Raw genomic sequence first — 23,121 nt, 5'->3', positions numbered from 1 at the left:
GCGTTCCTCGCGCTCACGGCTACATCCGGAAGACGCCGAAACCGTCGGCGCCCTTCACCGGTCCGTTGTGGATCGCCGACAGGCAGAGCCCGAGGACGGTACGGGTGTCCCGGGGGTCGATCACCCCGTCGTCGTAGAGCCGGCCGGAGAGGAACAGCGCCCCGGACTGCGACTCGATCTGCTGCTCGACCATCATCCGCATGGCGGTGTCGGAGTCCTCGTCGTAGTCCCGCCCCCGGGCCGCGGCGGCCTGCCGGGCCACGATCGACAGCACGCCGGCCAACTGCGCCGGACCCATCACCGCCGACTTCGCGTTCGGCCAGGTGAACAGGAACCTCGGCTCGTACGCCCGGCCGCACATGCCGTAGTTGCCGGCGCCGTAGGAGGCGCCCAGGTTGACCGTCAGGTGCGGAACCGTCGAGTTCGACACCGCGTTGATCATCAACGCGCCGTGCTTGATGATGCCGCGCTGTTCGTACTCGGTGCCGACCATGTAGCCGGTGGTGTTCTGGAGGAAGACCAGCGGGGTGTCGGCCGCGTTGGCGAGCTGGATGAACTGGGCCGCCTTCTGCGCCTCCTCGCTGAACAGCACACCCCGGGCGTTCGCCAGCACGCCGACCGGCCAGCCGTGCAGCTCGCCCCAGCCGGTCACCAGCGCCGTGCCGTAGCCGGGCTTGAACTCGTCGAACGCGCTGTCGTCGAGCACCCGGGCGAGGACCTCGCGCGGGTCGAACGGCACCTTCAGGTCGGCGCTGGCGATGCCGAGCAGCTCCTCCGGATCGTACCGGGGTGGCAGCGGGGACGGGGTGCGCGGCGGCGGGCCGCCCTTGCGCCAGTTGAGCCGGCGGACGCACTGCCGGGCCAGCCGGATGCCGTCCCGCTCGTCCTCGGCGAGGAAGTCGGCCAGGCCGGACGTGGAGGCGTGCATCAGCGCGCCGCCAAGCGACTCGTCGTCGGTGACCTCGCCGGTGGCCATCTTCACCAGCGGCGGCCCGGCCAGGTAGACCTGCGACCGGTCCCGGATCATGATGGTGAAGTCCGACATGCCGGGCACGTACGCGCCGCCCGCGGTGGCGTTGCCGAACACCACGCTGACCGTGGGGATCTTCGCCGCGGAGAGCCGGGTCAGGTCGCGGAACACCCGCCCGCCGGGGATGAAGATCTCCGCCTGGGAGGGCAGGTCCGCGCCGGCCGACTCGACCAGGTTCACCATCGGCAGCCGGTTGGCCAGCGCGATCTCACCCGCCCGACGCGTCTTCGCCAACGACCACGGGTTGATCGCGCCGCCGCGTACCGTCGGGTCGTTCGCCACGATCAGGCACTCCACGCCCTCGACCACGCCGATCCCGGTCACGGTGCTGGCACCGACCGGGAAGTCCGTGCCGTACGCGGCCACCGGCGACAGTTCCAGGAACGGGCTGTCCGGGTCGAGCAGCAGCTCGATGCGTTCCCGGGGGAGCAGCTTGCCGCGCTTGTGGTGCCGGGTCACGTACTTCTCGCCGCCGCCGGCCCGCGCCTGGTCCAGCGCGGTCTCCAACTCGGCGAGGCGCTCCAGCAGCGCCTCCCGGTTGGCCGCGAAGGCGGGTGCGGTCGGGTCGATCGTGCTCTGGAGAACAGTGCTCACAGGCCCATGCCCTTCGCGATGATCTCGTTCATGATCTCGGTGGTGCCGCCGCCGATGCCGAGGATGCGGGCGTCCCGGTAGTGCCGCTCCACCTCCGCGTCGCGCAGGTAGCCGAAGCCGCCGTGCAGTTGCAGCGCGGCGTCCACCACGTGGTCGCAGGCGGCCACCGCCACGTTCTTCGCCATCGCCACCTCGGTCACCACCGGCTGCCCGCCGACTGCTCCAGGTCGCGGCGCGGTGCCAGACGCGCCGAGCTGGAGTGGTCGAGCCACCCGCTCGGCCACCTCGTGCACGTACGCGCGGGCCGCCTCGGCGCGGGTGTGCATCTCGGCCAGCCGGTGCCGGACGAGCTGCCGGCTGGCGAGCGGACGGCCGAACGTGGAGCGGTCCCGGCACCACCGCACCGCCAGGTCGACGCAGCGCTGCGCGGTCGCGTACGCACTCGTGGCCAGCGACAGCCGCTCGGCGGCGAACTGCTGCATGATGGCCAGGAAGGCGGTGTCCTCCGGGCCGACCCGGTTCGCCACCGGCACCCGCACGTCGACGAAGGACAGCTCGGCGGTGTCCGAGCAGTGCCAACCGAGCTTCTCCAGCCGCCGGCCCACGGTGAACCCGGGCGTGCCCTTGTCGATCACCAGCAGGCTGAGTGAGCCGGAGCCGGGAAAGTCGGTGCAGACCGCGGTGGTCACGAAGTCCGCCCGGACGCCGCTGGTGATGTACGTCTTCGCGCCGTTCACCACGTAGTGGTCGCCGTCGCGGACCGCGCAGGTGCGGATGGCGGCCACGTCCGAGCCGCCGTCCGGTTCGGTGATCGCCAACGCGCCGATCATCGTCCCGCCCAGCGTGGGCCGGACGTACGTGTCGATGAGGTGCTCGTCCTGCGCCGCGACGATGTGCGGGAGCGCGATGCCGTGCGTGAACAACGCGGCGACCAGCCCGGACGAGCCGCCGGAGCGGATGATCTCCTCGGTGACCACGATCGAGTCGAGCAGGTCGCCGCCGCTGCCACCGACCGACTCCGGGAAGCCGATGCCGAGCAGCCCGACCCGCGCGGCGGTCTCGTGCAGGGAGCGGGGCACCTCACCGGCCCGCTCCCAGTCGGCCAGGTGCGGCAACACCTCCCGGGTGACGAACGCGCGGGTCAGCTCGCGAAGTTGGCGACGCTCCGGGGTGTCCACGATGGTCATGCCGGCCCCTCCGCCGGCAGGTCGACCACCCGGGCCCGGAGCAGCTCGCCGAGCGCCTTGGCCTGCGGGTCGAACCGGGTGGACGCGGCCACCCCCGGCCCGAGCAGCCCGCGGATCACGAAGTTGACCGCGCGCAGGTTCGGCAGCTCGTACCGCTCCACGGTCAGCGGGGCGGTCTCCGGCAGCAGCTCGGCCAGCCGCTCCACGGTCAGCCAGCCGCGCAGCCAGGCCCAGGTGGCGTCCGTCCGGGCCCAGACGCCGAGGTTGGCGTCCCCACCCTTGTCCCCCGACCGCGCCCCCACCAGCTCCCCCAGCGCCCCCCGCCGCGTGCGGTGCAAGGAGGGGCCCCCGGTTAACGCCTGGTGCATAACAGGGGGCCCCGGCAAACCACCCACCACGGAGGGCGGGGGGATCGGCACGCGCTCGCCGGAGGGGAGCACCGCCACGTGCGTCACCGCGTCCTGGGGCACGGTGTCCGAGGTGAACACGCCGTACGGCGTGGCGTCGCCGGGCAACGTGGTCAGCGTGCAGCCCGGGTAGGAGGCCAGCGCCAGCTCCACCGCCGCCGCCGAGAACGCCCGCCCGGCCCGCGCCTTGTCCACATCGCGCAGGTGTACGTGCAGCAGCGCGCTCGCCGCCTCGGTGTCGGCCGCGTCCGGGTGGTCGGTGCGGGCCAGCGTGAACTCCAGCCCGTCCGGGCCCACCGCATCCGTCACCTGACCCCGGACCAGGTCCGCCTTGGCCGGGATGTCCAGCCCGCACAGCACGAACGTCATCGAGTTGCGGAAGCCGCCCAGGTTGTTGACGCCCACCTTGAGCGTGTCCGGCGGGGGCGTGCCGCGTACGCCGGAGACGCGTACCCGGTCCGGCCCCGCCTGCTCCAGCCGGACCGTGTCCAGCCGGGTCACCACGTCCGGCCCGAGGTAGTCCGGCCCGCCCACCTCGTACAGCAGTTGCGCGGTGACCGTCTCGACGGTGACCGCGCCGCCGGTGCCGGGGTGCTTGGTGAGCACCGACGTGCCGTCCGGGTGCAGCTCGGCGATCGGGAAACCGGGGCGCCGGCCGCCGTCCGGCAGCTCGGTGAAGAAGCTGAAGTTGCCGCCGGTGACCTGCGCCCCGCACTCGATCAGGTGCCCGGCCACGGTCGCCCCGGCCAGCGCGTCGAGGTCGTCCCGGGTCCAGCCGAACCGGGCGATCGCCGGGCCGACCGCCAGCGACGCGTCGGTGACCCGCCCGGTCACCACCACGTCCGCGCCCGCGTCGAGGCAGGCCGCGATCCCGAACGCGCCCAGGTACGCGTTCGCGGTCAGCGCGTCCGGCCGCTGGAGCGCGTCGCCCTCGACGTACCCGACGCGCACGTCGAGGCCGAGTCGCGTGGCGAGCGACCGGATCGCGTCGGCCAGCCCGGCCGGGTTGAGGCCGCCGGCGTTGGTGACCAGCGTGACCCCGCGCTCCGACGCGGTGCCGAGCACGCCCTCCGCCTGCCGCAGGAACGTCTTCGCGTAGCCCAGCGACGCGTCACGCATCCGGTCGCGACCGAGGATCAGCATGGTCAGCTCGGCCAGGTAGTCGCCGGTCAGCACGTCCAGCTCGCCGCCGTCGAGCATCTCCCGCCAGGCGGCGAACCGGTCGCCGTAGAAGCCGGACGCGTTGCCGACGCGCAGCACCCCGCTCATGGGCGGGCCTCCGCCGCCCGGCCGGCGCCCGGCGGGCCGGCGAACGCCTGGGCCACGTCCAGCCACTCGTCGGCGACCGGCCCGGTCGCGACCAGGGACAGGTCGGCGCGGTGCCGGCGCTGCGTGACCAGCAGGCAGAAGTCGAGCGCCGGCCCGGTCACCCGGTCGGTCGCGGCTGCCGGCCCGAAGGCCCAGACCTCGTCGCCCGCCGGTGCGGTGAGTTCGACCCGGACCGGGTCCGTCGGCACCGGGCGGCCGTGCGCGGCGAAGCTGTGCCCGAGGGTACGGAAGCCGAGGTGCGCGACGTGCCGCAGCCGGGCGGTCGGGGCGCGGGTGACACCGAGCGCGTCGGCGACGTCCTCGCCGTGCGCCCAGGTCTCCATGAGCCGGGCGGTGGCCATCGAGGCGGGCGACATCCGGGTGCCGTACCAGGGCAGCTTCTCGCCGGCCGGGGTGGCGGCCAGGGCCGCCGCGAGCGCGGCGCGGCCGTCCCGCCAGCGGGCCAGCAGCGCGGCCGGCGGGGCGAGGAAGGACTCGGCCCCGTCGTCGACCAGCCGGGCCGGGTCGGGCGCGGACAGCACCGAGGCGTAGAACGCGTCGCTGTCGGTGGCGGCGAGCCCGGCCACGTGGTCGGTCCAGGCCAGGTGGGCGATCTGGTGGGCGACGGTCCAGCCGGCGGCCGGGGTGTCCCGGGCCCAGTCCTCCGGTGGCAGCCCGCTGACGAGCGCGTCGAGCTGGTCGGACTCGGCGGTGAGATCCGCGAGCAGTGCGGTCGCGTCGACCATGGTGCCTCCGGGCGGGTGGGCCGGTCAGGGGGCGTCGGGGGTGAGCAGGGTGGCGAGTTGGCGCTTCCACATCCGCAGCAGGGCGGTGCGGCGGGGTGAGTCGTCGCTGAGCAGGTTGGCCACGCCCAGCCCGCGGAGCAGGTCGAGGGTGGCCTGCACGGCCTCGCGGATGCCGGGCCGGCGTTCGTCCACGCCGAGCAGCTCGACGGTGAGCCGGTGCATCTCCCGGCCCACCGTGGCCTCCAGCGGCACCAGCGCGTCGCGCAGCTCGGCGTCGGTGCGGGCGGCGACCCAGAGTTCGAGGGCGGCGACGAAGAGCGGCCCGGTGAAGGCGGCGCCGAGCAGGTCGATCACCCGGTCCAGCCGTCGCGGGCCGGCCGGCAGCGCGTCCGCCTCGGTGCGCAGCTCCACCGCCCGGCGTTCGGCGAGATGGGCGACGGCGGCGGTGACCAGGGCGGCCTTGGTGGGGTAGTGGTGCAGCTGGGCGCCTCGGGAGACGCCGGCCCGGGCGGCCACCACCGTGGTCGTGGTGCCGGACCAGCCGTGTTCCACCAGGCACTCGACGGTCGCCTCCAGCAGCCGGGCCTGGGTGGCGCGGCTGCGTTCCTGCTGCGGGACGCGGGTCGGTGCGGTGGGCACGGGGACAGCGTCCCGCCCGGGAAACAAACAGTCAAGCCTGACTTTTTCTGCCGCCGCTATCCGACACCCCTCGGACGGTCCGTTCCGCGATACTGTGCTCGGTTCACGGGGAGGCACGACGATGGATGAATTCGTGCTGGTCGGCGGGTCCGGTTTCCTGGGCGCCGCGACCGCCGAGGCACTGCTGGCCGCCGGTGCGCGGGTGACCGTCGTGGACCGGCATCCGCCAGCCGGCACGAACACCGGCGCGCCCGACTGGATCCGCGTCGACCTGCTGGTCGACGACCCACCCGAGCTGCCGCCCGGCCTCGTCGTGGTGCTGCTCGGCGCCAGCGAGCCGCGCCCCCGCCGGCCCTGGACGCTGCCGCTCGACAACGCGATCAGCACCGCCCGGCTGCTGCCCCGGCTGGCCGGACGCCAGGTGGTGCTCACCTCCTCCGTCGAGGTGTACGGCGCCGCGGCCGGTCCGCTGACCGAGGAGACCCCGCCCGACCTGCCGTGGTCCGTCGAGGAACTCGACGACTGGTGCGCCGCCGCCCGCGAACTGGCCCGGACGCCCTGCCCGCCCTGGCGGGCCGCCCCGCTGGCCCGGACCATGGCCGACGCCGACCCGACCGGCCGGTGGACGTACGCGATGGCGAAGCTCGCCCAGGAACGGCTCGTCGCCGGCGCGGTCGACCCCGACCGGCTGACCGTGCTCCGACTCGCGAACGCCTTCGGCGCGGGACAGCACCGGGTCGCCACCCGGCTGGTCCGCCGGGCCCGCCAGGGGCTGCCGCTGCCGGTCACCGCGGACGCCGTACGCAGCTTCCTGCCCGCCGACGCCCTCGCCCGGGTGCTGCTCGACGGGATCGGCCCCGGCGTCTGGAACGTCGGCGGGGAGCCGGTGTCCCTGGTCGACCTCGCCACCTGGATCCGTGACCTGTGCGGGTCGTCGGCGCCGCTGCTGACCACACCCCGGCGTACACCGGACAGCTCCGGCCTGGTGGTCACCGACAAGCTGACCGCCGCCGGTCACCGCGTGCCGCCGCTCCGCCAGGGCCTGGCGGAACTGGTCGCCGCGGTGGACGCCGACCGGGCACCCGTGTTCCGGCCGCCGCTGCCGGTCGTCGTGCCGCCGCTGCCCGCCCACCCCGACCTGGTGGCCGACCGCCAGCAGGCGGCGCTCACCAGCGGCGAGGTCAAGCACGGCAACCGGTGGACGCGGGAGCTGACCGAACGACTGGGCAAGGAGCTGGAACTCGACGACGACCACCGGGTGTTGCTCACCGCGTCCGGCACCGCCGCACTACGGATCATGGTGGCCGCCACCGTCGGCCCGGCCCGGCCCGGCGACGTGGCGGTGCTGCCGTCGTACACGTTTCCCGCGACGGCGGAGATCCTGGTCCAGCTCGGGTACGCGCTGCGCTTCGTCGACGTGGACGCCGCGACCTGGACGCTCGACCCGGCGGCCGTCGCCACCGCCGTCGCGCGGGGCGGCGTACGCGTGGTGCTCGGCGTGGACACCTTCGGCAACCCGTGCGACTACCCGGCCCTGCGGGCGGTCTGCGACCCCGCCGGCGTGGCGCTGCTGGCCGACTCCGCCGCCGCCCTCGGCAGCCTGCACCGGGGCCGCCCGGTGGCACAGCAGGCGCTGGCCCACTCGTACTCGATGAGCTTCGCCAAGGTGGTCTCCGCCGGTGGGGCCGGCGGCGCTCTGGTGCTGCCCGCCGACGCCGCCGAGGCGGTGCTCGCCGCGCCGGCCGGCTGGACCCGCTCGGAGCTGATGAACGAGCTGCACGCCGTCGTCGCGGTCGACCAGCTCGCGGAGCTGGACACGCTGGTCCGCCGGCGGGGCGAGGTGGCCGAGGTGTACGCCGCCGCCGCCCGCACCCTGCCGGTGGAGTTCCAGCGGGTCCGCCCGGGAGACCGGCACTGCTGGGTGCACTGGGTGGCCCGGATCGCCGACCGGGACCGGGTGGCGGACGCGCTGGCCGCGCTCGGCGTGCAGACCAAGCCCTACTTCGCGGCGATCCACCGCGGCCCGCTCGGCGGCGGCGAACGGCTGCCGGTGACCGACCGGCTGGACGCCGAGGCGCTCGCGCTGCCGATGTCGTCGGAACTCACCGTGGAGCAGGCGGAACGGGTGATCGCCGCGCTGCGCCGCTGCCTGGGCTGAACCTCGCCGGCACCGGGTGGTCAGGCCGGGCGACGGCCGGTCACCAGCAGTTGCTTGCCGGCGTCGGCGAGGACCGGGTCGTCGCCGAGCCGGCGCTCCAACGCCAGCAGCGCGTCCCGGTCGGCGGCGAGCCGCCCGGCCAGCCCCGCCCGGCCCAACGGCCCGGCGCTGACCAGCAACCCGGCGCTGCGGACCTCGACCAGGCCGGCGGCGGTGAACGCGGCTGCCAACCGGGCGCGGTCCAGCAGGTGCAGGTCGGCGGCGTGCCCGTCGGCCCGCCAGACGCCCCGGCGCCGGGCCAACCGGTCCACCGCCTCGTCGTCCCGGCCGGCACCGACCAGCTCCAGCACCAGGCCCACCAGCGAGTCGACGAGCACGGCCAGCACCCCGCCCGGACGCAGCCAGCCGGCCAGGTGCCGGACCGCCCGCTCGGGATCGGCGGTGTACTGCAGCGAACCCATCGCCAGCACCGCGCCTGCCGTGGCGGGCAGCGTCACCTCCGTCATCGAGCCCTCGACAAGCGTGAAGCCGGGACCGGGCGGGCGGCGACGCAGCTCGGCGACCATCCCCGGGGCCTGCTCCACGCCGGTCACCGGATGGCCCAGGTCGAGCAGGCGTCGGGCCCAGCGGCCCACGCCGCAGCCGGCGTCCACCACCGGGCCGTCGGGCGGCAGCAGCGCGCTGACCCGCTCCCACGCCAGATCGTCGTACGCGCGCCGGTGCGGCACCGCGAAGTGCTCCTCATAGCCGGGTGCCAGCGCGTCGTACAGCGGCTGGCTCGGGCGCATCGGCTCAGACAAGGCTGCGCCGCCCGCGCCGCCACTGCCGGTCGGCCAGGTAGGTGCCCGGCCGCCAGCGCAGGTTGAGGCTGTAGTTGCTGCCGCAGCCGACGCACTCCTTGCGGAACAGTCGCGCGTGCTCGGCGCGGTACTCCGGGGCGTCGACGATCTCGGTGATCGGGCGCTGCCGGACCGAGGCGGTCGGGTCGTGCGCCCAGCAGCCGCCGATCTCGCCCCGGGAGTGCACCATCAGCTTGAGCTGCGACTCGGCGCAGGGCAGGTCCCGTTGTACGAGATCGTCGAAGTGCCCGCGCAGGTACCGCAGCTCCGAGTAGCGCGGCAACCACCGCTGGTCCGCCCGGGCCATCGCCTCCAACTCGGCCAGCGCCACGTCGAGCCGGTCGCCCGCCACGTCGGTCTGCCCGGTGACCGCGTCGGTGCGGAACAGGAACGTCCGGTCGGTGACCAGGTTGAGATAGAGCGCCACGCCCAGCTCCTGGGCCAGCGCCGCGATGCCGGGCAGGCTGTCCACGTTGTCCCGCATGACGGTGAAGTTCATCCGCACCTTCAGGCCGAGCCGGTCGCGCTCCGCGATCAGGTTCCGCAGGTGCCGGGTGGTCGTCTCGAACGCGCCGAGCCGGCCCCGGATCCGGTCGTGCACCAGCGCCGTCGGGCCGTCGACCGAGACGTTGAAGCTGCGTACGCCCGCGGCGAGCACCTCGTCGAGGACGGGCGGGGTGAGCCGGATGCCGTTGGTGTTCAGGTGCAGGTGGCGGACGCCCACCTCGCGCGCGTACGCCATCAGGGTCACCGCGTCCGGCCGGATCAACGGCTCGCCGCCGGTGAAGTTCACCTTGTGGATGCGCATCGCGACGAGTTGGCGCAGCACGTCCCGCCACTCCTCGGTGGACAGCTCACCCTTGGTGTTGGTGGTCCAGCAGCCGCAGCTCGTGCAGCGCAGGTTGCAGTTGTCGGTGAGGAACAGCTCGGCGACCAGCGGCCGGACGTGCAGCCGGGGCGCGACCCGCTCCTTGATGGCGAGCCGGCCGAAGAACCAGGCCAGCCGCGCGGTGTCGGCCACGCTCACGGCTGCCTCCGGACGGGGTGGGTGATGCTCACGGCTGCCTCCGGGCGACGACGAAGAGGTTGGCCGCGCGGAACAGCCGGCCGTCGAGGTGGATGCCGCGCTCCAGCAGGCGGCGTACCGGCCCGCCGGTGAGCAGCGCCGGGATCTGCAACCACCGCCAGAACAGGTTGGCGCCGGTCACCGTGGTCGGCGCGAAACCGGCCGCGCGCAGCAGGTCGAGCAGGTCGGCGGTGCGGTAGTTGGTGTGCCGGTCCCGGCCGACCGACATGTCCCCGCGCAGGTCGTTCGAGAGATCCGCGAACCGGCTCTGCCAGACCTGCGACCCGAACCGCCACGAGTAGATGCGACGGTGCAGCCGGGGGAAGTCGAACTTCGCGTTGTCGGGGTCGAGGAAGCTGAACACGTGCCGGCGCGGCACGGTGAGCACCAGCAGCCCACCGGGGACGAGCACCCGGTGCGTCTCGGCGAGCAGCGCGGCCTCGTCGGGCACGTGCTCCAGCACGTCGAGCAGACTGACCGAGTCGAAGCGGCAGTCGGTGAACGGCAGCGGCCGACCGACCCGCAGCCGGTGCAGCGGCAGGTCGGGGTGGCGGGCGGCCAGCCCGGCGAGGTAACCGGGGTGCGGGTCGGCGCCCTCGCAGGTCACGGTGCCGTGTTCGTGCAGCGCGGCGAGGAAGTCCCCGGGGCCGCAGCCCAGGTCGAGGTGTCGGCCGGTGCGGCCGGCCAGCGCGGACCAGGCGAACGCGTACCGGCGCAGCGGGTGGGTGGCGAAGGGCTGCCGGCCCGCTCGGCGGGTCGCCTCGTCGGCCCGGTTCGTCGGACCGGCCGGGCGCTCGTCGGCCCGGCTCATCGGACCAGCCGGGCGCAGAGCGCGTCCAACGTGGCGGCCAACCGGGCGCCGTCAACCGCGCCGGGCAGTGGCCGCTCGGCCAGCAACCGCCGCTGCCGCTCGGGGTGCGCGGCCACCACGGCCGGCAGGTCGGCCGCGTCCCACACCGCGATCACCCGGCCGGAACGCTCCTCGTCGCGCAGGTAGGCGACCTGGTGGTCGTTGCCCATCTCGCCCCGCGCCGCCTCCCGGGCCACCGCCACCGGCACCCGGCCGAGCCGCTGGACCAGGCGCACGGTGTTCCCCGCGTGGGTGATCACCACGTCGGCGGCGGCGAGCCGCTCGCGCAGGTCGTCCAGGGGCAGGAACGCCTCGTGCGGGCACGGCGGCGTCACGGTCGACGTGCCGGTCTGGACGAACACCTCGTGCGCGGCGCAGAGCGGCGCGACGCCGTGGACCAGGCGGTCGAACGGCCACGGACCCATGCCGACGGTGACCAGGACGCGGGCCATGGTCAGTAGAGCTCCCCGATGAGCACCGCGCGGGGGCGGGACGCCAGCAGGGCGGGACGCTGCACCAGCACCGCGGCGGCGAGCCGGGAGCAGAGCCGGGCGGCGGAGCCGGCGGGCCCGGTCATGTTGAACGTCTCCAACCACAGCGACGGCACCCGGAGCAGGCGGGCGGCGAGGAAGACGCCGACGGCCACGCCGGTGCCGGCCGACACCACCACGTCGGGTCGCTCGCGGCGCAGCAGCCGCAGCGCCCGCCAGGTCGCCGGCAGCACCCGCAGCCGGGTGCGGGTCGACAACTCGGGCTGCCAGTGCACCCGCTGCCCGGCCAACGCCACCTCGGTGTCGGGGGCCCGGACCGCGACCCAGACCGGATCGTGCCGTGCCCACCAGGGGCGGAGCGCCAGCAGATCCAGCAGGACGCCACCGCTGCTGGAGACGAGAAGCACCCGGTACCGCCGTCCCATCAGGCCACGCTATCGCAGAGTCGCGGCTCAGGACGCCCCCGTCCAGCGTGGACGTCGGGTACCCGTCAGCGACCGTCCCGGGGGCCGAAGGCGGTGAGCGCGTCCAGGTCGGAGTATCCGCCGCGCAGGTACTCGTCGACCCACTGCGCCGCCTCCGGGAAGCCGGACCCGGCGACCACCTCGGCGCAGGCGGCGTCCACGTCGAACCGGGTGCGGCGCAACTGCACCCCCGGACCGAGCAGCGCCCACCAGGCGCCCGCGCCCCCGTACGGCATGCCGACACTGCCCGGGTTGACCACCAGGCGACGGTCGACCAACCGGGCGTACGGCATGTGGGTGTGCCCGCAGACCACGGTGCCGACCTCGGCCGGCAGGCCGGCGAAGACCTCGGCCCAGCGCTCCGGCCGCGAGTCGACGAGTACGACCTCCTCGTCGTCGCGGGGCGTCGCGTGGCAGAACAGCACGTCGCCGAGCCCGGCCACCGGCAGCGTGACGTGCGGTGGCAGCGCGGCCAGCCGGTCCACCTGGTCGTCCCGGAGCTGCGCGGCGGCCCAGTTGGCGACCTCGAACTCCGACGGTTTCCCGGCCCGTGCCTCGACCAGCTCCCGCTCGCCGTTCCCGCCGACCCAGCGGGCGCGGTCGCCGAGCGCGGCGAGCCGGTCCAGCACCTCCACCGGCTGCGGGCCGGACGCGAGGTCACCGGTGAGCACGATCAGCTCGGCGGCGGCCACGTCCGGCTCGGCCAGGACGGCCTCCAGCGCCGGCAGCACACCGTGGATGTCGGAGAGGACGGCGACGCGTTCGATCATCGGCCCAGCCTGGACGTCGGCCGCCGGGGACGTCCAGGAATTCTGCGCCGGGCAGAGACGGCGCCGGCCCCGGCCCGCGCGACCACGGCAGAGACGGTCCGGACCGCGCGAACGGCAGAGACGGCGCCGGCCCGGACCGCGTGGGGCGGGCCGGGCCGGGGAGCCGGGTGGAGGTGCGGGAGGTCAGACCCGCGCGCGACGGGCCAGGCGCTCCGGGTCGAGGATGATGATGCTCTTGCCGTCCAGTCGCAGCCAGCCGCGTGAGGCGAAGTCGGCGAGCGCCTTGTTGACGGTCTCCCGGGAGGCGCCGACGAGCTGGGCGATCTCCTCCTGGGTGAGGTCGTGGGTCACCCGCAGCACGCCGCCGTCGCGGGTGCCGAACCGGCCGGCCATCTGGAGCAGGTTCTTGGCGACCCGGCCGGGCACGTCCGTGAAGATCAGGTCGGCGAGCGAGTCGTTCGTCCGGCGCAGCCTGCGGGCCAGCACCCGCAGGAGCTGCTCGGCGATCTCGGGCCGGTTGTTGAGCCACGGCCGCAGGGCCTGCTTGCGCAGCCGGACCAGCCGGGTGTCGGTGACCGCCGTGGCGGTCGCCGTCCGCGGGCCGGGGTCGAACAGCGACAACTCGCCGACCATGTCCGACGGGCCCATCACGGCGATCAGGTTCTGCCGGCCGTCCGCCGCGCGGCGACCCACCTTGATCTTGCCGGACAGGAGGATGTAGAGACTGTCACCGGGCTCGCCCTCGTTGAAGACGACCTCGCCCTTGCGGACCTCGATCGTCTCCATCTCCTTGGCGAGCGCCTCGGCAGCCTCCGGGTCGACACCCTGGAAGATCCCGCTGCGGGCCAGTACCTCGTCCATCGCGCACCTCCGCCTGCGCGTGCCGTCCGTCGGCCCGGGTCCGCCGTCCGCTGATCCCTCGCGCGCCGCCAGTCTAGGCGCACATGAGCAGGAATCGGAGGTGCACCCCTGGATCCGGCCCCGCGACGCCGGGCCGGGCGCCGCCGGTCCCCACCTGATCGTAAGGTGACCGGCGTGCTGTGCGAGCCGATCCTGACCAGCCGGTCCGAAGCCGGGTGGGACATCCCGCTGCTCGTCTGGCGGGCCGAGACGCCGCTGCTGGCGGTCGGCTCCGCCCCGTTGGGCGGGGGGATCGGCGTCCGCCGGTGGGTGGTCAACGCGACCGTGCCGATGACGTACGACCGGGACGACCCCGCCGCCCACCTGGCCGAACTCGCCCGCGACCTGGACCTGGGCGGGCCCGGGGTCGGGCTGCTCACCGGCGTGGACGTGACCGAGGTGGTGCACCGCAGCGACGACGGCGTCCGGGTCTGGGCGACGGTCGGCCTGGGCACCCCCGTCTGGGCCGCCGCACCCGCGTCGGCCGGCGGCGACCGGGCCACCGCCGAGGACACGCCGGCCGGGCCCGCGCCGGCCCCCCGGGTCGGCACCGTCAACATCGTGGTGCACGTGCCGGTCCGGCTCGGGGACGCCGCGCTGGTCAACGCGGTGGCCACCGCCACCGAGGCGAAGGCGCAGGCGATCTGGGAGCTGGGGTTGCCGGCCACCGGCACCGCCACCGACGCGGTCACCGTGCTCTGCCCGGCCGACGGCACGCCGGCCCCGTACGGCGGCCCGCGCTCGACCTGGGGCGCCCCGCTGGCCCGGGCCGTGCACGCCGCCGTGCGCGCCGGCGGCGCCGGCCCGGTCGTGCCCTGGTCCGACCGGCGGGCCGGCTGACGTGCGCAGACCGGTATTCCGACCATTCGGCCCTCGTCGCGGCGTCCCCGGGGCGGTAGCGTCGCCGACGATGTACGCTTCCGCCCACTCTGTGCCCCGTTCCCGCCGCACCACCGGCCCCCACCAGGTCGGTCCCGTGCCGCGCCGTGCTGTCCCCCGACCGCGCCTCGCCGCGCTCGCCGCGCTCTTCGCGGTCCTGCTCGCCGCCGGCTGCTCGGACTCCGGCGGCGGCGACGGCCCGCTCTGGCAGACCGGGCAGGGCGGCGGGTCGACCGGCTCGGCCGGGCCCGCGTCCGGCGACCAGCCGGCCGCCTCCGGCGAGTCGACCGAGCCGTCGATCTCGCTGACCGCGACCGGTGACGTGATCATGGGGAACGCGCCGAACCGGCTGCCGCCCAACGGCGGCAAGGGCTTCTTCGACGACGTGAAGTCCGCGCTCAAGGGCGACCTGGTGATGGGCAACCTGGAGGAGCCGCTCACCGACGACACCGGCGCCGGCAAGTGCGGCCCGAACCCGCAGAACTGCTACCAGTTCCGGGCGCCGCCCGGCTACGCCGCGCACCTGCGCTCGGCCGGTTTCCAACTGCTCAACCAGGCCAACAACCACGGCAACGACTACGGCCAGCAGGGCTACGAGAACACCCAGTCGGCGCTGGAGGCGCACGGCCTCAAGCACACCGGCGCGCCCGGCGAGATCACCGTCGTGGACGTCAAGGGCGTCAAGGTGGCAGTGGTCGGCTTCTCGTCGTACCCCTGGTCGAACAGCCTGATCGACCTGAACGCCGCCAAGCAGGTCATCGAGATGGCCAAGGGGATGGCCAAGCTCGTGGTGGTGCAGGTGCACATGGGCGCCGAGGGCGCGGACAAGACCCGGGTCAAGCCCGGCACCGAGATGTACGTCGGGGAGAACCGGGGCGACCCGATGCGTTTCGCCCGTACCGTGATCGACGCCGGCGCGGACCTGGTGATCGGGCACGGCCCGCACGTGCTGCGGGGCCTGGAGTTCTACCAGGGCAAGCTGATCGCCTACAGCCTGGGCAACTTCGCCGGCGGCGGGAAGTCGTTGCAGAGCACCGGCCGGCTCGGCTGGGGCGGGGTGCTCAAGGTGTCGCTCACCGCCGAGGGCCGATTCGTCGGCGGCACGTTCACCTCCACCGTGATGAGCGGCGTCGGCCGGCCCTCCGTCGACCGGCAGGACCGCGGCCTCGGGCTGGTGCGCGAGGTGACCCGGGCGGACTTCCCGGACACCGGCGCGAAGCTCGACGCGAGCGGCAAGATCAGCGCCCCGGCGGGTGGCTGAGCGCACGACCACCCGCGTCGACCCACCGGGGCGTCGGCCCCGCGACGTAGGCTGGCCGGCGTGACCACGCGCTCCCCCGAGACCGACCTCGGCCGTACGCGTCGGGCCCGCCGCATCGGGCGGGTGCTGACCGAGACCCACCCCGACGCGCACTGTGAACTCGACCACGGCAACGCGCTGGAGCTGGCGGTCGCCACGATCCTGTCCGCCCAGTGCACCGACAAGAAGGTCAACGAGGTCACGCCGAAGCTGTTCGCCCGCTACCGCACCGCCGCCGACTACGCCGGGGCGGACCGCGTCGAGCTGGAGGAGCTGATCCGGCCCACCGGTTTCTACCGCAACAAGACCAGCTCGCTGATCAACCTGGGCCGCGCGCTCTGCGAGCGGTACGACGGCGAGGTGCCCGGCCGGCTGGCCGACCTGGTCACCCTGCCGGGGATCGGGCGCAAGACCGCGAACGTGATCCTCGGCAACGCGTTCGACGTTCCGGGCATCACCGTCGACACCCACTTCCAGCGGCTGGTGCAGCGGTGGGAGCTGACCACCGAGACCGACCCGGTCAAGATCGAGCACGCGATCGGCTTGCGCTACCCCAAGCGGGACTGGACCATGCTGTCGCACCGGATCATCTTCCACGGCCGTCGGGTCTGCCACGCCCGCAAGCCGGCCTGCGGCGCGTGCACGCTGGCGAAGCTCTGCCCCGCGTACGGCACCGGGCCGACCGAGCCGGCCGCCGCGGCCAAGCTGCTGAAGGGCCCTCGCGCGCGGGACCTCGCGGCGGCCGTCGGCCTCGACCCGGACCTGGTGCCGCAGCAGGCGACCGTGGCGGACGTGCCGTGACCCGCCGGCTCGCGTTCCTGCTCGTCCCCCTGCTGCTGGCGGCGGGCTGCACCGCAACGGCCGAGGAGCCGGCCGGCCCGGCGTCGGCCACCCGCGCGGAGCGACCCTCGCCGTTCGCCGACTGCGCCCCGCTGACCGCGGTGCCGGCCTCGGCCGCGCCGTCGCCGGCCGGCAAGCCCGGTGATCCGCTGCCCGACCTGGCGCTCAACTGCTTCACCGGCGGCGCGCCGGTGAAGCTGCGCGACGTGAAGGGCCCCGCCGTGATCAACGTGTGGGCGTCCTGGTGTCCGCCCTGCCGCAAGGAGCTGCCCGCGTTCCAGCGGCTCAGTGACCGGGCCGACGGCCGGTTCCAGGTGATCGGGGTGAACAGCCGGGACAGCCGCGGCGGCGCGCAGTCCCTCGGCGAGGACTTCGGCATCGACTTCCCGATGCTGCTCGACCAGGGCGACGCGTTCGAGCGCGCGCTCGAACGCAGCGCGTTCCCGTTGACCGTCCTGGTCGACGCGGACGGCCGGATCCGGCACATCGACGGCACCGGCGCGCTCGACGACGCCCGCCTCGCCGCGCTCGTCCGCACGCATCTCGGGGTGCGGGTGTGACCCGGACGCCGCCCGGATGGCTGGACCCGCTGCTGGGCCGGCTCGGCAGCGCCCGGGCCGAGGACTTCACCCAGCTCGCCACGCCGGAGACCGGCGGCCGGGAGAGCGCCGTGCTGGTGCTGCTCGGCGAGGAGCCCGGCGCCGGGCCGGACATGTTGGTCCTCCAGCGCGCCGCGACGCTGCGCAACCACGCCGGGCAGCCGGCCTTCCCCGGCGGCGCGGCCGACCCGGAGGACGCCGACGCCCGCGCCACCGCGCTGCGCGAGGCGAACGAGGAGGTCGACCTCGACCCGGCCAGTGTCACCGTGTTGGCCGAACTGCCCCGGCTGTGGATCCCGGTCAGCGACTTCGTGGTGACCCCGGTGCTCGCCTGGTGGCACGACCCGCACCCGGTCCACCCGCGCGAGCCGGCCGAGGTCGCGCACGTCGCCCGACTGCCGGTCGCCGAGCTGGTCGACCCGGACAACCGCATGCGGGTACGCCATCCCAGCGGCTGGATCGGCCCCGCGTTCTCGGTCCGCGGCATGCTGGTCTGGGGTTTCACCGGCGGCGTGATCGACCGACTGTTGGAGATGGGCGGCTGGGCCCGGCCCTGGCCCCGCTCGCGGGTGTGGGAGCTGCCGCCGGTCGGCGCCACCCCGGCCCCCTCGGCCGGCACCGACGCGGCCGACGAGAGCCCGGTGCGCTGATCACCCGCACGCATCCTCAGGTCACGTTCAGCGAGCGCTGAGCGGGCCACGGGCCCGGTGCCCGTACCCTTGGGGCGTGTCCGCCGTGGATCTCGTCCTGCTCCTGCTCATGCTCGTGTTCGCGATCAGCGGATACCGCCAGGGCTTCGTCGTCGGAGCGCTGTCGTTCTCGGGCTTCTTCCTGGGCGCGTTGCTCGGCCTCCAGGTCGGCCCGCTGATCGCCCGGCAGTTCGCGTCCAGCGGCACCCGGGTGCTGATCTCCCTGGTGGCGATCTTCGGGCTCGCCGTGCTGGGGCAGGCGCTGGCCGGCTGGCTCGGCTCCAACCTGCGCGCGGCCATCACCGGCCCGGCCGGCAAGAAGGTCGACGACGTCGGTGGCGCGTTCATCTCGGTCATCGCGGTCATGCTGGTGGCCTGGCTGGTCGCGGTGCCGCTGGGTTCCTCGTCGGTGCCCTGGCTGGCCGCCTCGGTCAAGGACAGCGCGTTGCTCACCGTGGTGGACCGGGTGCTGCCCGACCGGGCCCAGGAACTCTCCACCGCCCTGCGGGACACCGTCGACACCAACGGCTTCCCCGATGTGTTCAACGGCCTGGGCAGCACCAACGCCCGGCAGGTCTCGCCGCCCGACCCGGCGCTGGCCAACTCCCAGGTGGTGCAGAACAGCAAGCGGTCCGTGGTGAAGGTGCTCGGCTCCGCGCCGAGCTGCTCCCGCCGGATCGAGGGCTCCGGCTTCGTCTACGCCGACGACCGGGTGATGACCAACGCGCACGTGGTGGCCGGCACCCGGTCGGTGGCGGTGGAACTGCGCGGCGAGCGGTACGACGGCGAGGTGGTGGTCTACGACCCGGATCGGGACCTGGCCGTGCTCTACGTGCCCGGGCTGCCCGGGCCGTCGCTGCGCTTCGCCGCCGGTGCGGCGGCCAGCGGGGCGGACGCGATCGTGCTCGGCTTCCCCCTGGACGGCCCGTACGACGCCCGGCCGGCCCGGGTGCGGGACGTCGACCGGATCACCGGGCCGGACATCTACTCCTCCGGGGACGTGACGCGGGAGATCTACACGATCCGCGCGCTGGTGCGCAGCGGCAACTCCGGCGGCCCGCTGGTCTCCTCGAACGGGCTGGTGCTCGGCGTGATCTTCGCGGCGGCGGCGGACGACCCGAACACCGGCTTCGCGGTGACCGCCGCCGAGGCGCGGTCGGTGGCGCTGACCGGCGCGGAGCGTACCCGAGGCGTGGCCACCGGCGACTGCACCTGAGCGACGCCCGGCCGATCAGCCCGACGCGTGCCGGGCGACCGCCGCGGCGACGGCCAGCAGGCAGGTGCCGCCGAGGAGACCGAACACGCCCAGATTGCCCCACCGGTACTTCGCGCTCGCCACGTGTGCGTTGACCCAGACCTGGGTGGCGACGGCTCGGATCAGGGCGTCCGGGTCCCGCACCAGGCCCCGCAACGCGTCGACGTACTCGTCGGGGCCACGCCGGTACAGGTCCGCGACGCTCTGGTGGTAGAGGAGACTCACCGGTCCGCCGCGGGGGCCCGCCCTCGGACGCAACGCCAGCCCGGCACCGAGCACCGCACAGAGGAGGAGGACGGCCGCGCCGGTCACCGCCACCACGAGGGCCGGTCCGGGGCGATCGAGGCGCTGCGCGAAGGTGTAGAGAACCCCGCCCAGCACGCCGGCGGCGGCCAGCGTGGCTGCCGCCTTCGTCTCCGCGTGCTTCACCATCTCCAACGCCACGGTCAGCGCCCGCCACGCGTGCTCGACGTCCGACGGACCGGACGGGATCGGCGGTCGTCCGCTCCCGGATGACCGTTCCGGGCGGCGGGACGTCTTTTGTCGCATGGGCCTTGCCCTTTCCGCAGGGCCGCGTCGGGCCGCTTTCGGGGGGACGCGACCGGTGCGCCGGTGACTGCTCCTGCTTTCGGCTCCGAAGCCGGCCGGTACGTGGTTGTGCCGGTCCGGCCCATGAATCAGCCTGATGGGCGACGAGATGCTTGCCTGATCGGCTGGCCGGGGACTGGGGGCGACGATTGAGAGCAACTCCGCCGTGGAGATCCGGGAGCCTGTTGGGCCGACTGCCGGTGCCGGTGCGTGACGACCTGCTCGGGCTGGGGGCGGTGCGGCGGTACGCCGACGGGGCCCGGATGATCCACGAGGGACGGGACGACAGCCATGTGTTCCTCCTGCTCAGCGGTTTCGCCAAGGTGACGATGGCCGCCGGTGAGGGGCAGGCGCTCCTGGCGGTACGCGGCCCGGGGGACACGGTGGGCGAGCTGGCGGCGACCAGTGGGCATCCACGTCAGGCCTCGGTGGTGGCGTGTTCGCCGGTCACGGCGCGCGTGATCGTGGCATCGGTGTTCCGCCACTTCCTCGGCCGCAACCCGGGGGCCGCCGTGCAGGTGGCGGCCGTCGTCGCGGAGCGGCTCGCGGCGGCGAACCGGCGCCGGGTCGAGTTCGCCACCCAGCCGTTGCAGACCCGGCTGGTGAGTGTCCTCGTCGAACTCGCCGTCCTCTCCGGTGAACCCGCCGTACCCGGTGCCGTCCGGATTCCGCTGCCGCTGCGGCAGGGCGAGCTTGCCGCGATGGTCGGCGCCTCGGAGGACACGGTGCAGCGGGCGCTGCGGGTGTTGCGCCTGGACGGGCTGGTCGAGACGGGATACCGCTCGTTGATCGTCCGGGATCTCCACCGGTTGCGCGCCATGCTCGAATTTCCGGCCGCCTGATCGGTGGCGGGCGCCGACTGCCGTCCCGGGCATCAGTCGCCGTCCCGGGTGTCCCGGCTGTACCGCTCGGCCAGCCGATCGATCTCGGCGTCCAGCTCCGCGTCGTAGCGCGCCTGGGCGACCCGGTCGGCCTCGTCCACCTGCTGGATCCGGGTGTCCCGGTCGTGATCGATTTCTCGGATCGCCACGTCGGACGCCGCCTGGGTGCGGCGCTCGTGGGTGGAGAGGAGCGAGTGGTGCATACGCTTGCCCGCCTCGATCTGCCGGTTGACGATCAGGTCGTAGGTCGTGCTGCCACCGAGGAACTTCGCCAGCACCGGCAGGCAGTCGATCGTGATGAGCAGCAGTCGGACCAGCCATTGCGCGGCGAGCACGAAGCCGCTCTGCCGGGAGAGTTCGCCCAGGGCGCGGTCCTCGTCGAGCACGCCGATCGGCTTCCTGATCTGCCGTTCTTCGTCCAGCCTGGCGGCGATGGCCCGATCGACCTGAGCGGCGTAGTCCGCCGTCCGGCCGGCCAGGGTGTTCGTCGAGGCGGCGATGGCGGCGTCCAACTGGTCGAGCTTGGCCTGCCGTTCGACGAGCCGGCTGTCCTCGCGGTACTGCCCGACCACCTTCCAGGCGTTGTCGCACCGGAAACCCTTACCCGCGGTCCCCGACAGGCCGGGCCCCGACCTTCCGGCACATTCCTTCTCGGCGAAGGCCTGGCGGCGACGCAGTTCCGCGCTGGACTTGTCGACCTGGGCCCGGAGCAGATTCCGCTCGGCGGTCGCCCGGCGCAACTTCTCCCGCTCGTCGTCCGGGCTCGCCAGCGGGAGGCGGAACGTGCCGCAGGCGTCGACGTCGACAGGTGAGCCGTCGGCCGGGTTGCACTGCTTGAGCCGTCCGGCGATCTCGTTGACCTCGCCGTTGCGGGTCCGGTCGAGCTGGGCGTGGATGGCGGGCTGGAAGGCCCACAGCAACAGGGGTTCCGCGATCACGGCGCCCATCAGCAGGGCGATGATCAGACGCGGGACGAAGAGCGCGAGCCGCCGGCCGCCGAGCAGCCCGTGGGTGCTGGAGATCAACCAACTGTCGATGGTGACGACCAGGAAACCCCAGAAGAGCGCCGCCGGCACGATCGCCGGCCACGGGACGTCCACGACCCGGTGCAGCGCGGTCGCCAGGGAGAGCGCCGCCATCAGTCCCGTGTTCACCACGATGAGCCCGAGACGGGCATAGCGGGGGCGCTCCTCGGGAACCCAGTCCAGCAGATCTTCCCGAACACCCACGAGACGTCGGGCCCACCGCGCCGGCCCCTCGGCGGGCGGGGCCGGACGGTACGGCTCCGTGCCGGCGACATCGCCGCCGGCCGTCCCGGACGAGGCGGGCAGCGTGTCAGTCATCCTCTTCCCGCAATCCCATGTCGTCGTCCGGATCGGTGCCGTCGTCGTCCACCTGACCGCCGGTGCGCGCCTCGCCGCCGTCGTTCGGGACGGCCCGCTCGGACGCCTCGATCTCGGTGTGCGCCGGGCGGCCGACCGCTGTCGGAGGGGGCCCGCTCAGCTCGTCGAGGGGCGTGCCGGTCACCTCCGCGATGATGCGCTCCAGCCGGATGTTGAGGAGGTTGGCGTGCCCGTGCTTCGCCATCTCCTGGATCACCTCGACGTTGATCGCCATCCGCCGCTGCTGGTCCTCGCGTTGCTCCCGTTCCCGTCGGAGCTGGTCCTCCCGTTGCCACTGGAGGCGTTGCGCCTCGTCGGCGCGCCGCGCGTCGTCCCTGCGCTCCTCCTGCGCGAGCATGCTCTCCGCCAACTCCCTCGCGCCGAGGTCGCCCACGGTGTGCGCGTAGATCTGCGCCTTGACCGGATCGCCGCCGATCATGTCCACGGCCTGGGCGGCCCGCAGGCGTGCCGCCTCGCTCTCGATCTCCTGGATGCGGAGCCGGCGGCGTAGCCGCGTCAACTCGACGAGGTCGGCGTGTTCCTCGGTATCCACCTCGACCCGCTGCCGATGCTCGCGGTCCTCGTCCGCGCGGTCGCGGACGTTCCGGTCCTGCCCGGTCGCCAGGGCGTGCGTGTAGTCCTGGTCCGCCGTGTCCAGCAGGTGCTTCCGGTGCTTCTCCCGCAGGACCTTCTCGAAGGCGGCCACCTCGTCGGGGGTCAGCACCTCCACCGCGGTGAACGTGGCGTGCAGCCCCGGGATCATCGCGGGACGCTTCTCGGTGTACGCCCGGAGGTGGCCCTCGACCGCGCGCCGTACCTGGTTGACCTGCGACATCCGGTGTCCCACGCCCATTTGGGACAACCGGTGGTAGCGCTTCAGGTAGGTGAGGATCGCGGTGTGGGCGTTGACGTTCTCGCGGACCACCCGCACCGGGTCGGTCACGGAGCAGACGAACGTCGCCCGCACCGTGAAGTCGCTCGCCTCCGCCGAGCTGACGGTGAACTGGACCACGACCGGGACCTCGCTGCCCCGGTCGACGAGGCTGACGTGCGTCGCCCGGACGACCTGTGCGTCGTCCGGTGGCAGCCGTCCGTCGTCGACGACGTACGACCCGTCCACGCGGTACACCAGCACCTGGTGTGCGTGCGGACGCGGCAGCCGCTGCCCGGCCCGCGTCTTCCTGCGCATGCCCAGCATTCCTCTGCTCGGCGCGGGCTCGAGATAGTCCTGGCTCAGGATCGGGTAACTGGTGGTCATG

At 74.0% G+C, this 23,121-nt stretch carries 23 protein-coding genes; 8 read left to right on the top strand and 15 right to left on the bottom strand.

Annotation, left to right across the window (positions count from 1 at the left end; all coding sequences use genetic code 11):
• Positions 1-19 precede the first annotated feature (19 nt).
• Genes OG767_RS30705 through OG767_RS30685 form a run of 5 tightly spaced genes read right to left on the bottom strand, consistent with a single transcriptional unit; the run spans position 20 to position 5,911 of the window.
• On the bottom strand, positions 20-1,624 hold the full coding sequence (locus OG767_RS30705) for an acyl-CoA carboxylase subunit beta (protein WP_405091563.1): 1,605 nt from the start codon (positions 1,622-1,624) through the stop codon (positions 20-22).
• Complete coding sequence (locus OG767_RS30700) at positions 1,621-2,811, bottom strand: acyl-CoA dehydrogenase family protein (RefSeq protein ID WP_405091562.1); 1,191 nt, start codon at positions 2,809-2,811, stop codon at positions 1,621-1,623. The genes OG767_RS30705 and OG767_RS30700 overlap by 4 nt, the downstream gene beginning before the upstream one ends.
• Positions 2,808-4,487, bottom strand: a complete 1,680-nt coding sequence (locus tag OG767_RS30695; protein ID WP_405091561.1) for an acyclic terpene utilization AtuA family protein — start codon at positions 4,485-4,487, stop codon at positions 2,808-2,810. Before OG767_RS30695 ends, OG767_RS30700 begins: the two co-directional genes overlap by 4 nt.
• Complete coding sequence (locus OG767_RS30690) at positions 4,484-5,272, bottom strand: TIGR03084 family metal-binding protein (protein WP_405091560.1); 789 nt, start codon at positions 5,270-5,272, stop codon at positions 4,484-4,486. The genes OG767_RS30695 and OG767_RS30690 overlap by 4 nt, the downstream gene beginning before the upstream one ends.
• Before the next feature lie 24 nt (positions 5,273-5,296).
• Entirely contained in the window at positions 5,297-5,911 is a 615-nt protein-coding gene (locus OG767_RS30685) for a TetR/AcrR family transcriptional regulator (RefSeq protein ID WP_107159578.1), read from the bottom strand.
• Positions 5,912-6,032: 121 nt separating this feature from the next.
• Between OG767_RS30685 and OG767_RS30680 the strand changes: the two genes are divergently transcribed.
• Positions 6,033-8,069, top strand: a complete 2,037-nt coding sequence (locus OG767_RS30680) for a DegT/DnrJ/EryC1/StrS family aminotransferase (protein WP_405091559.1) — start codon at positions 6,033-6,035, stop codon at positions 8,067-8,069.
• Positions 8,070-8,089: 20 nt separating this feature from the next.
• Here OG767_RS30680 and OG767_RS30675 read toward each other — a convergent pair whose 3' ends face one another.
• From OG767_RS30675 to OG767_RS30645, 7 genes are all read right to left on the bottom strand, one after another.
• On the bottom strand, positions 8,090-8,857 hold the full coding sequence (locus OG767_RS30675) for a class I SAM-dependent methyltransferase (protein ID WP_405091558.1): 768 nt from the start codon (positions 8,855-8,857) through the stop codon (positions 8,090-8,092).
• A gap of 4 nt (positions 8,858-8,861) precedes the next feature.
• Positions 8,862-9,935 (bottom strand): radical SAM protein, encoded by a 1,074-nt coding sequence (locus OG767_RS30670; protein WP_405091557.1) that lies wholly within the window; start codon positions 9,933-9,935, stop codon positions 8,862-8,864.
• 28 nt (positions 9,936-9,963) lie between these two features.
• A complete protein-coding gene (locus OG767_RS30665) occupies positions 9,964-10,785 on the bottom strand; it encodes a class I SAM-dependent methyltransferase (RefSeq protein WP_405091556.1) in 822 nt (273 codons plus the stop codon).
• Positions 10,782-11,276 carry a hypothetical protein gene (locus OG767_RS30660; protein ID WP_405091555.1) on the bottom strand — a complete coding sequence of 165 codons (495 nt, stop codon included), beginning with the start codon at positions 11,274-11,276 and terminating at the stop codon, positions 10,782-10,784. The genes OG767_RS30665 and OG767_RS30660 overlap by 4 nt, the downstream gene beginning before the upstream one ends.
• A 2-nt stretch (positions 11,277-11,278) precedes the next feature.
• Positions 11,279-11,740 carry a glycosyltransferase gene (locus tag OG767_RS30655; RefSeq protein WP_107159567.1) on the bottom strand — a complete coding sequence of 154 codons (462 nt, stop codon included), beginning with the start codon at positions 11,738-11,740 and terminating at the stop codon, positions 11,279-11,281.
• 65 nt (positions 11,741-11,805) lie between these two features.
• Positions 11,806-12,549, bottom strand: a complete 744-nt coding sequence (locus OG767_RS30650; RefSeq protein ID WP_405091554.1) for a metallophosphoesterase family protein — start codon at positions 12,547-12,549, stop codon at positions 11,806-11,808.
• A 183-nt stretch (positions 12,550-12,732) separates the two neighbouring features.
• Positions 12,733-13,410 (bottom strand): Crp/Fnr family transcriptional regulator, encoded by a 678-nt coding sequence (locus OG767_RS30645; protein ID WP_007073398.1) that lies wholly within the window; start codon positions 13,408-13,410, stop codon positions 12,733-12,735.
• A gap of 174 nt (positions 13,411-13,584) precedes the next feature.
• Here OG767_RS30645 and OG767_RS30640 point away from each other — a divergent pair, with 174 nt between their 5' ends.
• The 6 genes from OG767_RS30640 (at position 13,585) to OG767_RS30615 (ending at position 18,972) form a co-directional block, all read left to right on the top strand.
• Positions 13,585-14,289 carry an adenosylcobinamide amidohydrolase gene (locus OG767_RS30640; RefSeq protein WP_405094356.1) on the top strand — a complete coding sequence of 235 codons (705 nt, stop codon included), beginning with the start codon at positions 13,585-13,587 and terminating at the stop codon, positions 14,287-14,289.
• Positions 14,290-14,425: 136 nt separating this feature from the next.
• On the top strand, positions 14,426-15,589 hold the full coding sequence (locus OG767_RS30635) for a CapA family protein (RefSeq protein WP_405091553.1): 1,164 nt from the start codon (positions 14,426-14,428) through the stop codon (positions 15,587-15,589).
• A 60-nt stretch (positions 15,590-15,649) separates the two neighbouring features.
• Positions 15,650-16,429, top strand: a complete 780-nt coding sequence (nth, locus tag OG767_RS30630) for an endonuclease III (protein WP_405091552.1) — start codon at positions 15,650-15,652, stop codon at positions 16,427-16,429.
• Entirely contained in the window at positions 16,426-17,028 is a 603-nt protein-coding gene (locus OG767_RS30625) for a TlpA family protein disulfide reductase (RefSeq protein ID WP_405091551.1), read from the top strand. The genes nth and OG767_RS30625 overlap by 4 nt, the downstream gene beginning before the upstream one ends.
• Positions 17,025-17,717, top strand: coding sequence for an NUDIX hydrolase (locus tag OG767_RS30620; RefSeq protein ID WP_405091550.1), 693 nt, complete (start codon positions 17,025-17,027; stop codon positions 17,715-17,717). The genes OG767_RS30625 and OG767_RS30620 overlap by 4 nt, the downstream gene beginning before the upstream one ends.
• A gap of 76 nt (positions 17,718-17,793) precedes the next feature.
• Positions 17,794-18,972, top strand: a complete 1,179-nt coding sequence (locus tag OG767_RS30615) for a MarP family serine protease (protein WP_107159556.1) — start codon at positions 17,794-17,796, stop codon at positions 18,970-18,972.
• Positions 18,973-18,987: 15 nt separating this feature from the next.
• Here OG767_RS30615 and OG767_RS30610 read toward each other — a convergent pair whose 3' ends face one another.
• Positions 18,988-19,560, bottom strand: coding sequence for a Pycsar system effector family protein (locus tag OG767_RS30610; protein WP_405091549.1), 573 nt, complete (start codon positions 19,558-19,560; stop codon positions 18,988-18,990).
• A 224-nt stretch (positions 19,561-19,784) separates the two neighbouring features.
• Between OG767_RS30610 and OG767_RS30605 the strand changes: the two genes are divergently transcribed.
• Positions 19,785-20,441 carry a Crp/Fnr family transcriptional regulator gene (locus OG767_RS30605; RefSeq protein ID WP_405091548.1) on the top strand — a complete coding sequence of 219 codons (657 nt, stop codon included), beginning with the start codon at positions 19,785-19,787 and terminating at the stop codon, positions 20,439-20,441.
• A 32-nt stretch (positions 20,442-20,473) separates the two neighbouring features.
• On the opposite strand, the gene OG767_RS30600 is transcribed toward OG767_RS30605, so the two are convergent.
• Positions 20,474-21,823 (bottom strand): DUF4407 domain-containing protein, encoded by a 1,350-nt coding sequence (locus OG767_RS30600; protein ID WP_405091547.1) that lies wholly within the window; start codon positions 21,821-21,823, stop codon positions 20,474-20,476.
• On the bottom strand, positions 21,816-23,120 hold the full coding sequence (locus tag OG767_RS30595; RefSeq protein ID WP_405091546.1) for a hypothetical protein: 1,305 nt from the start codon (positions 23,118-23,120) through the stop codon (positions 21,816-21,818). Before OG767_RS30595 ends, OG767_RS30600 begins: the two co-directional genes overlap by 8 nt.
• Position 23,121 lies beyond the last annotated feature (1 nt).

It is taken from the genome of Micromonospora sp. NBC_01392 (assembly GCF_045040125.1).
In the GTDB taxonomy this organism is placed as follows: Bacteria; Actinomycetota; Actinomycetes; order Mycobacteriales; family Micromonosporaceae; genus Micromonospora.
The sequence above is the reverse complement of the archived record's forward strand: the minus strand, read 5'-3'. Positions and strand labels throughout refer to the sequence as shown.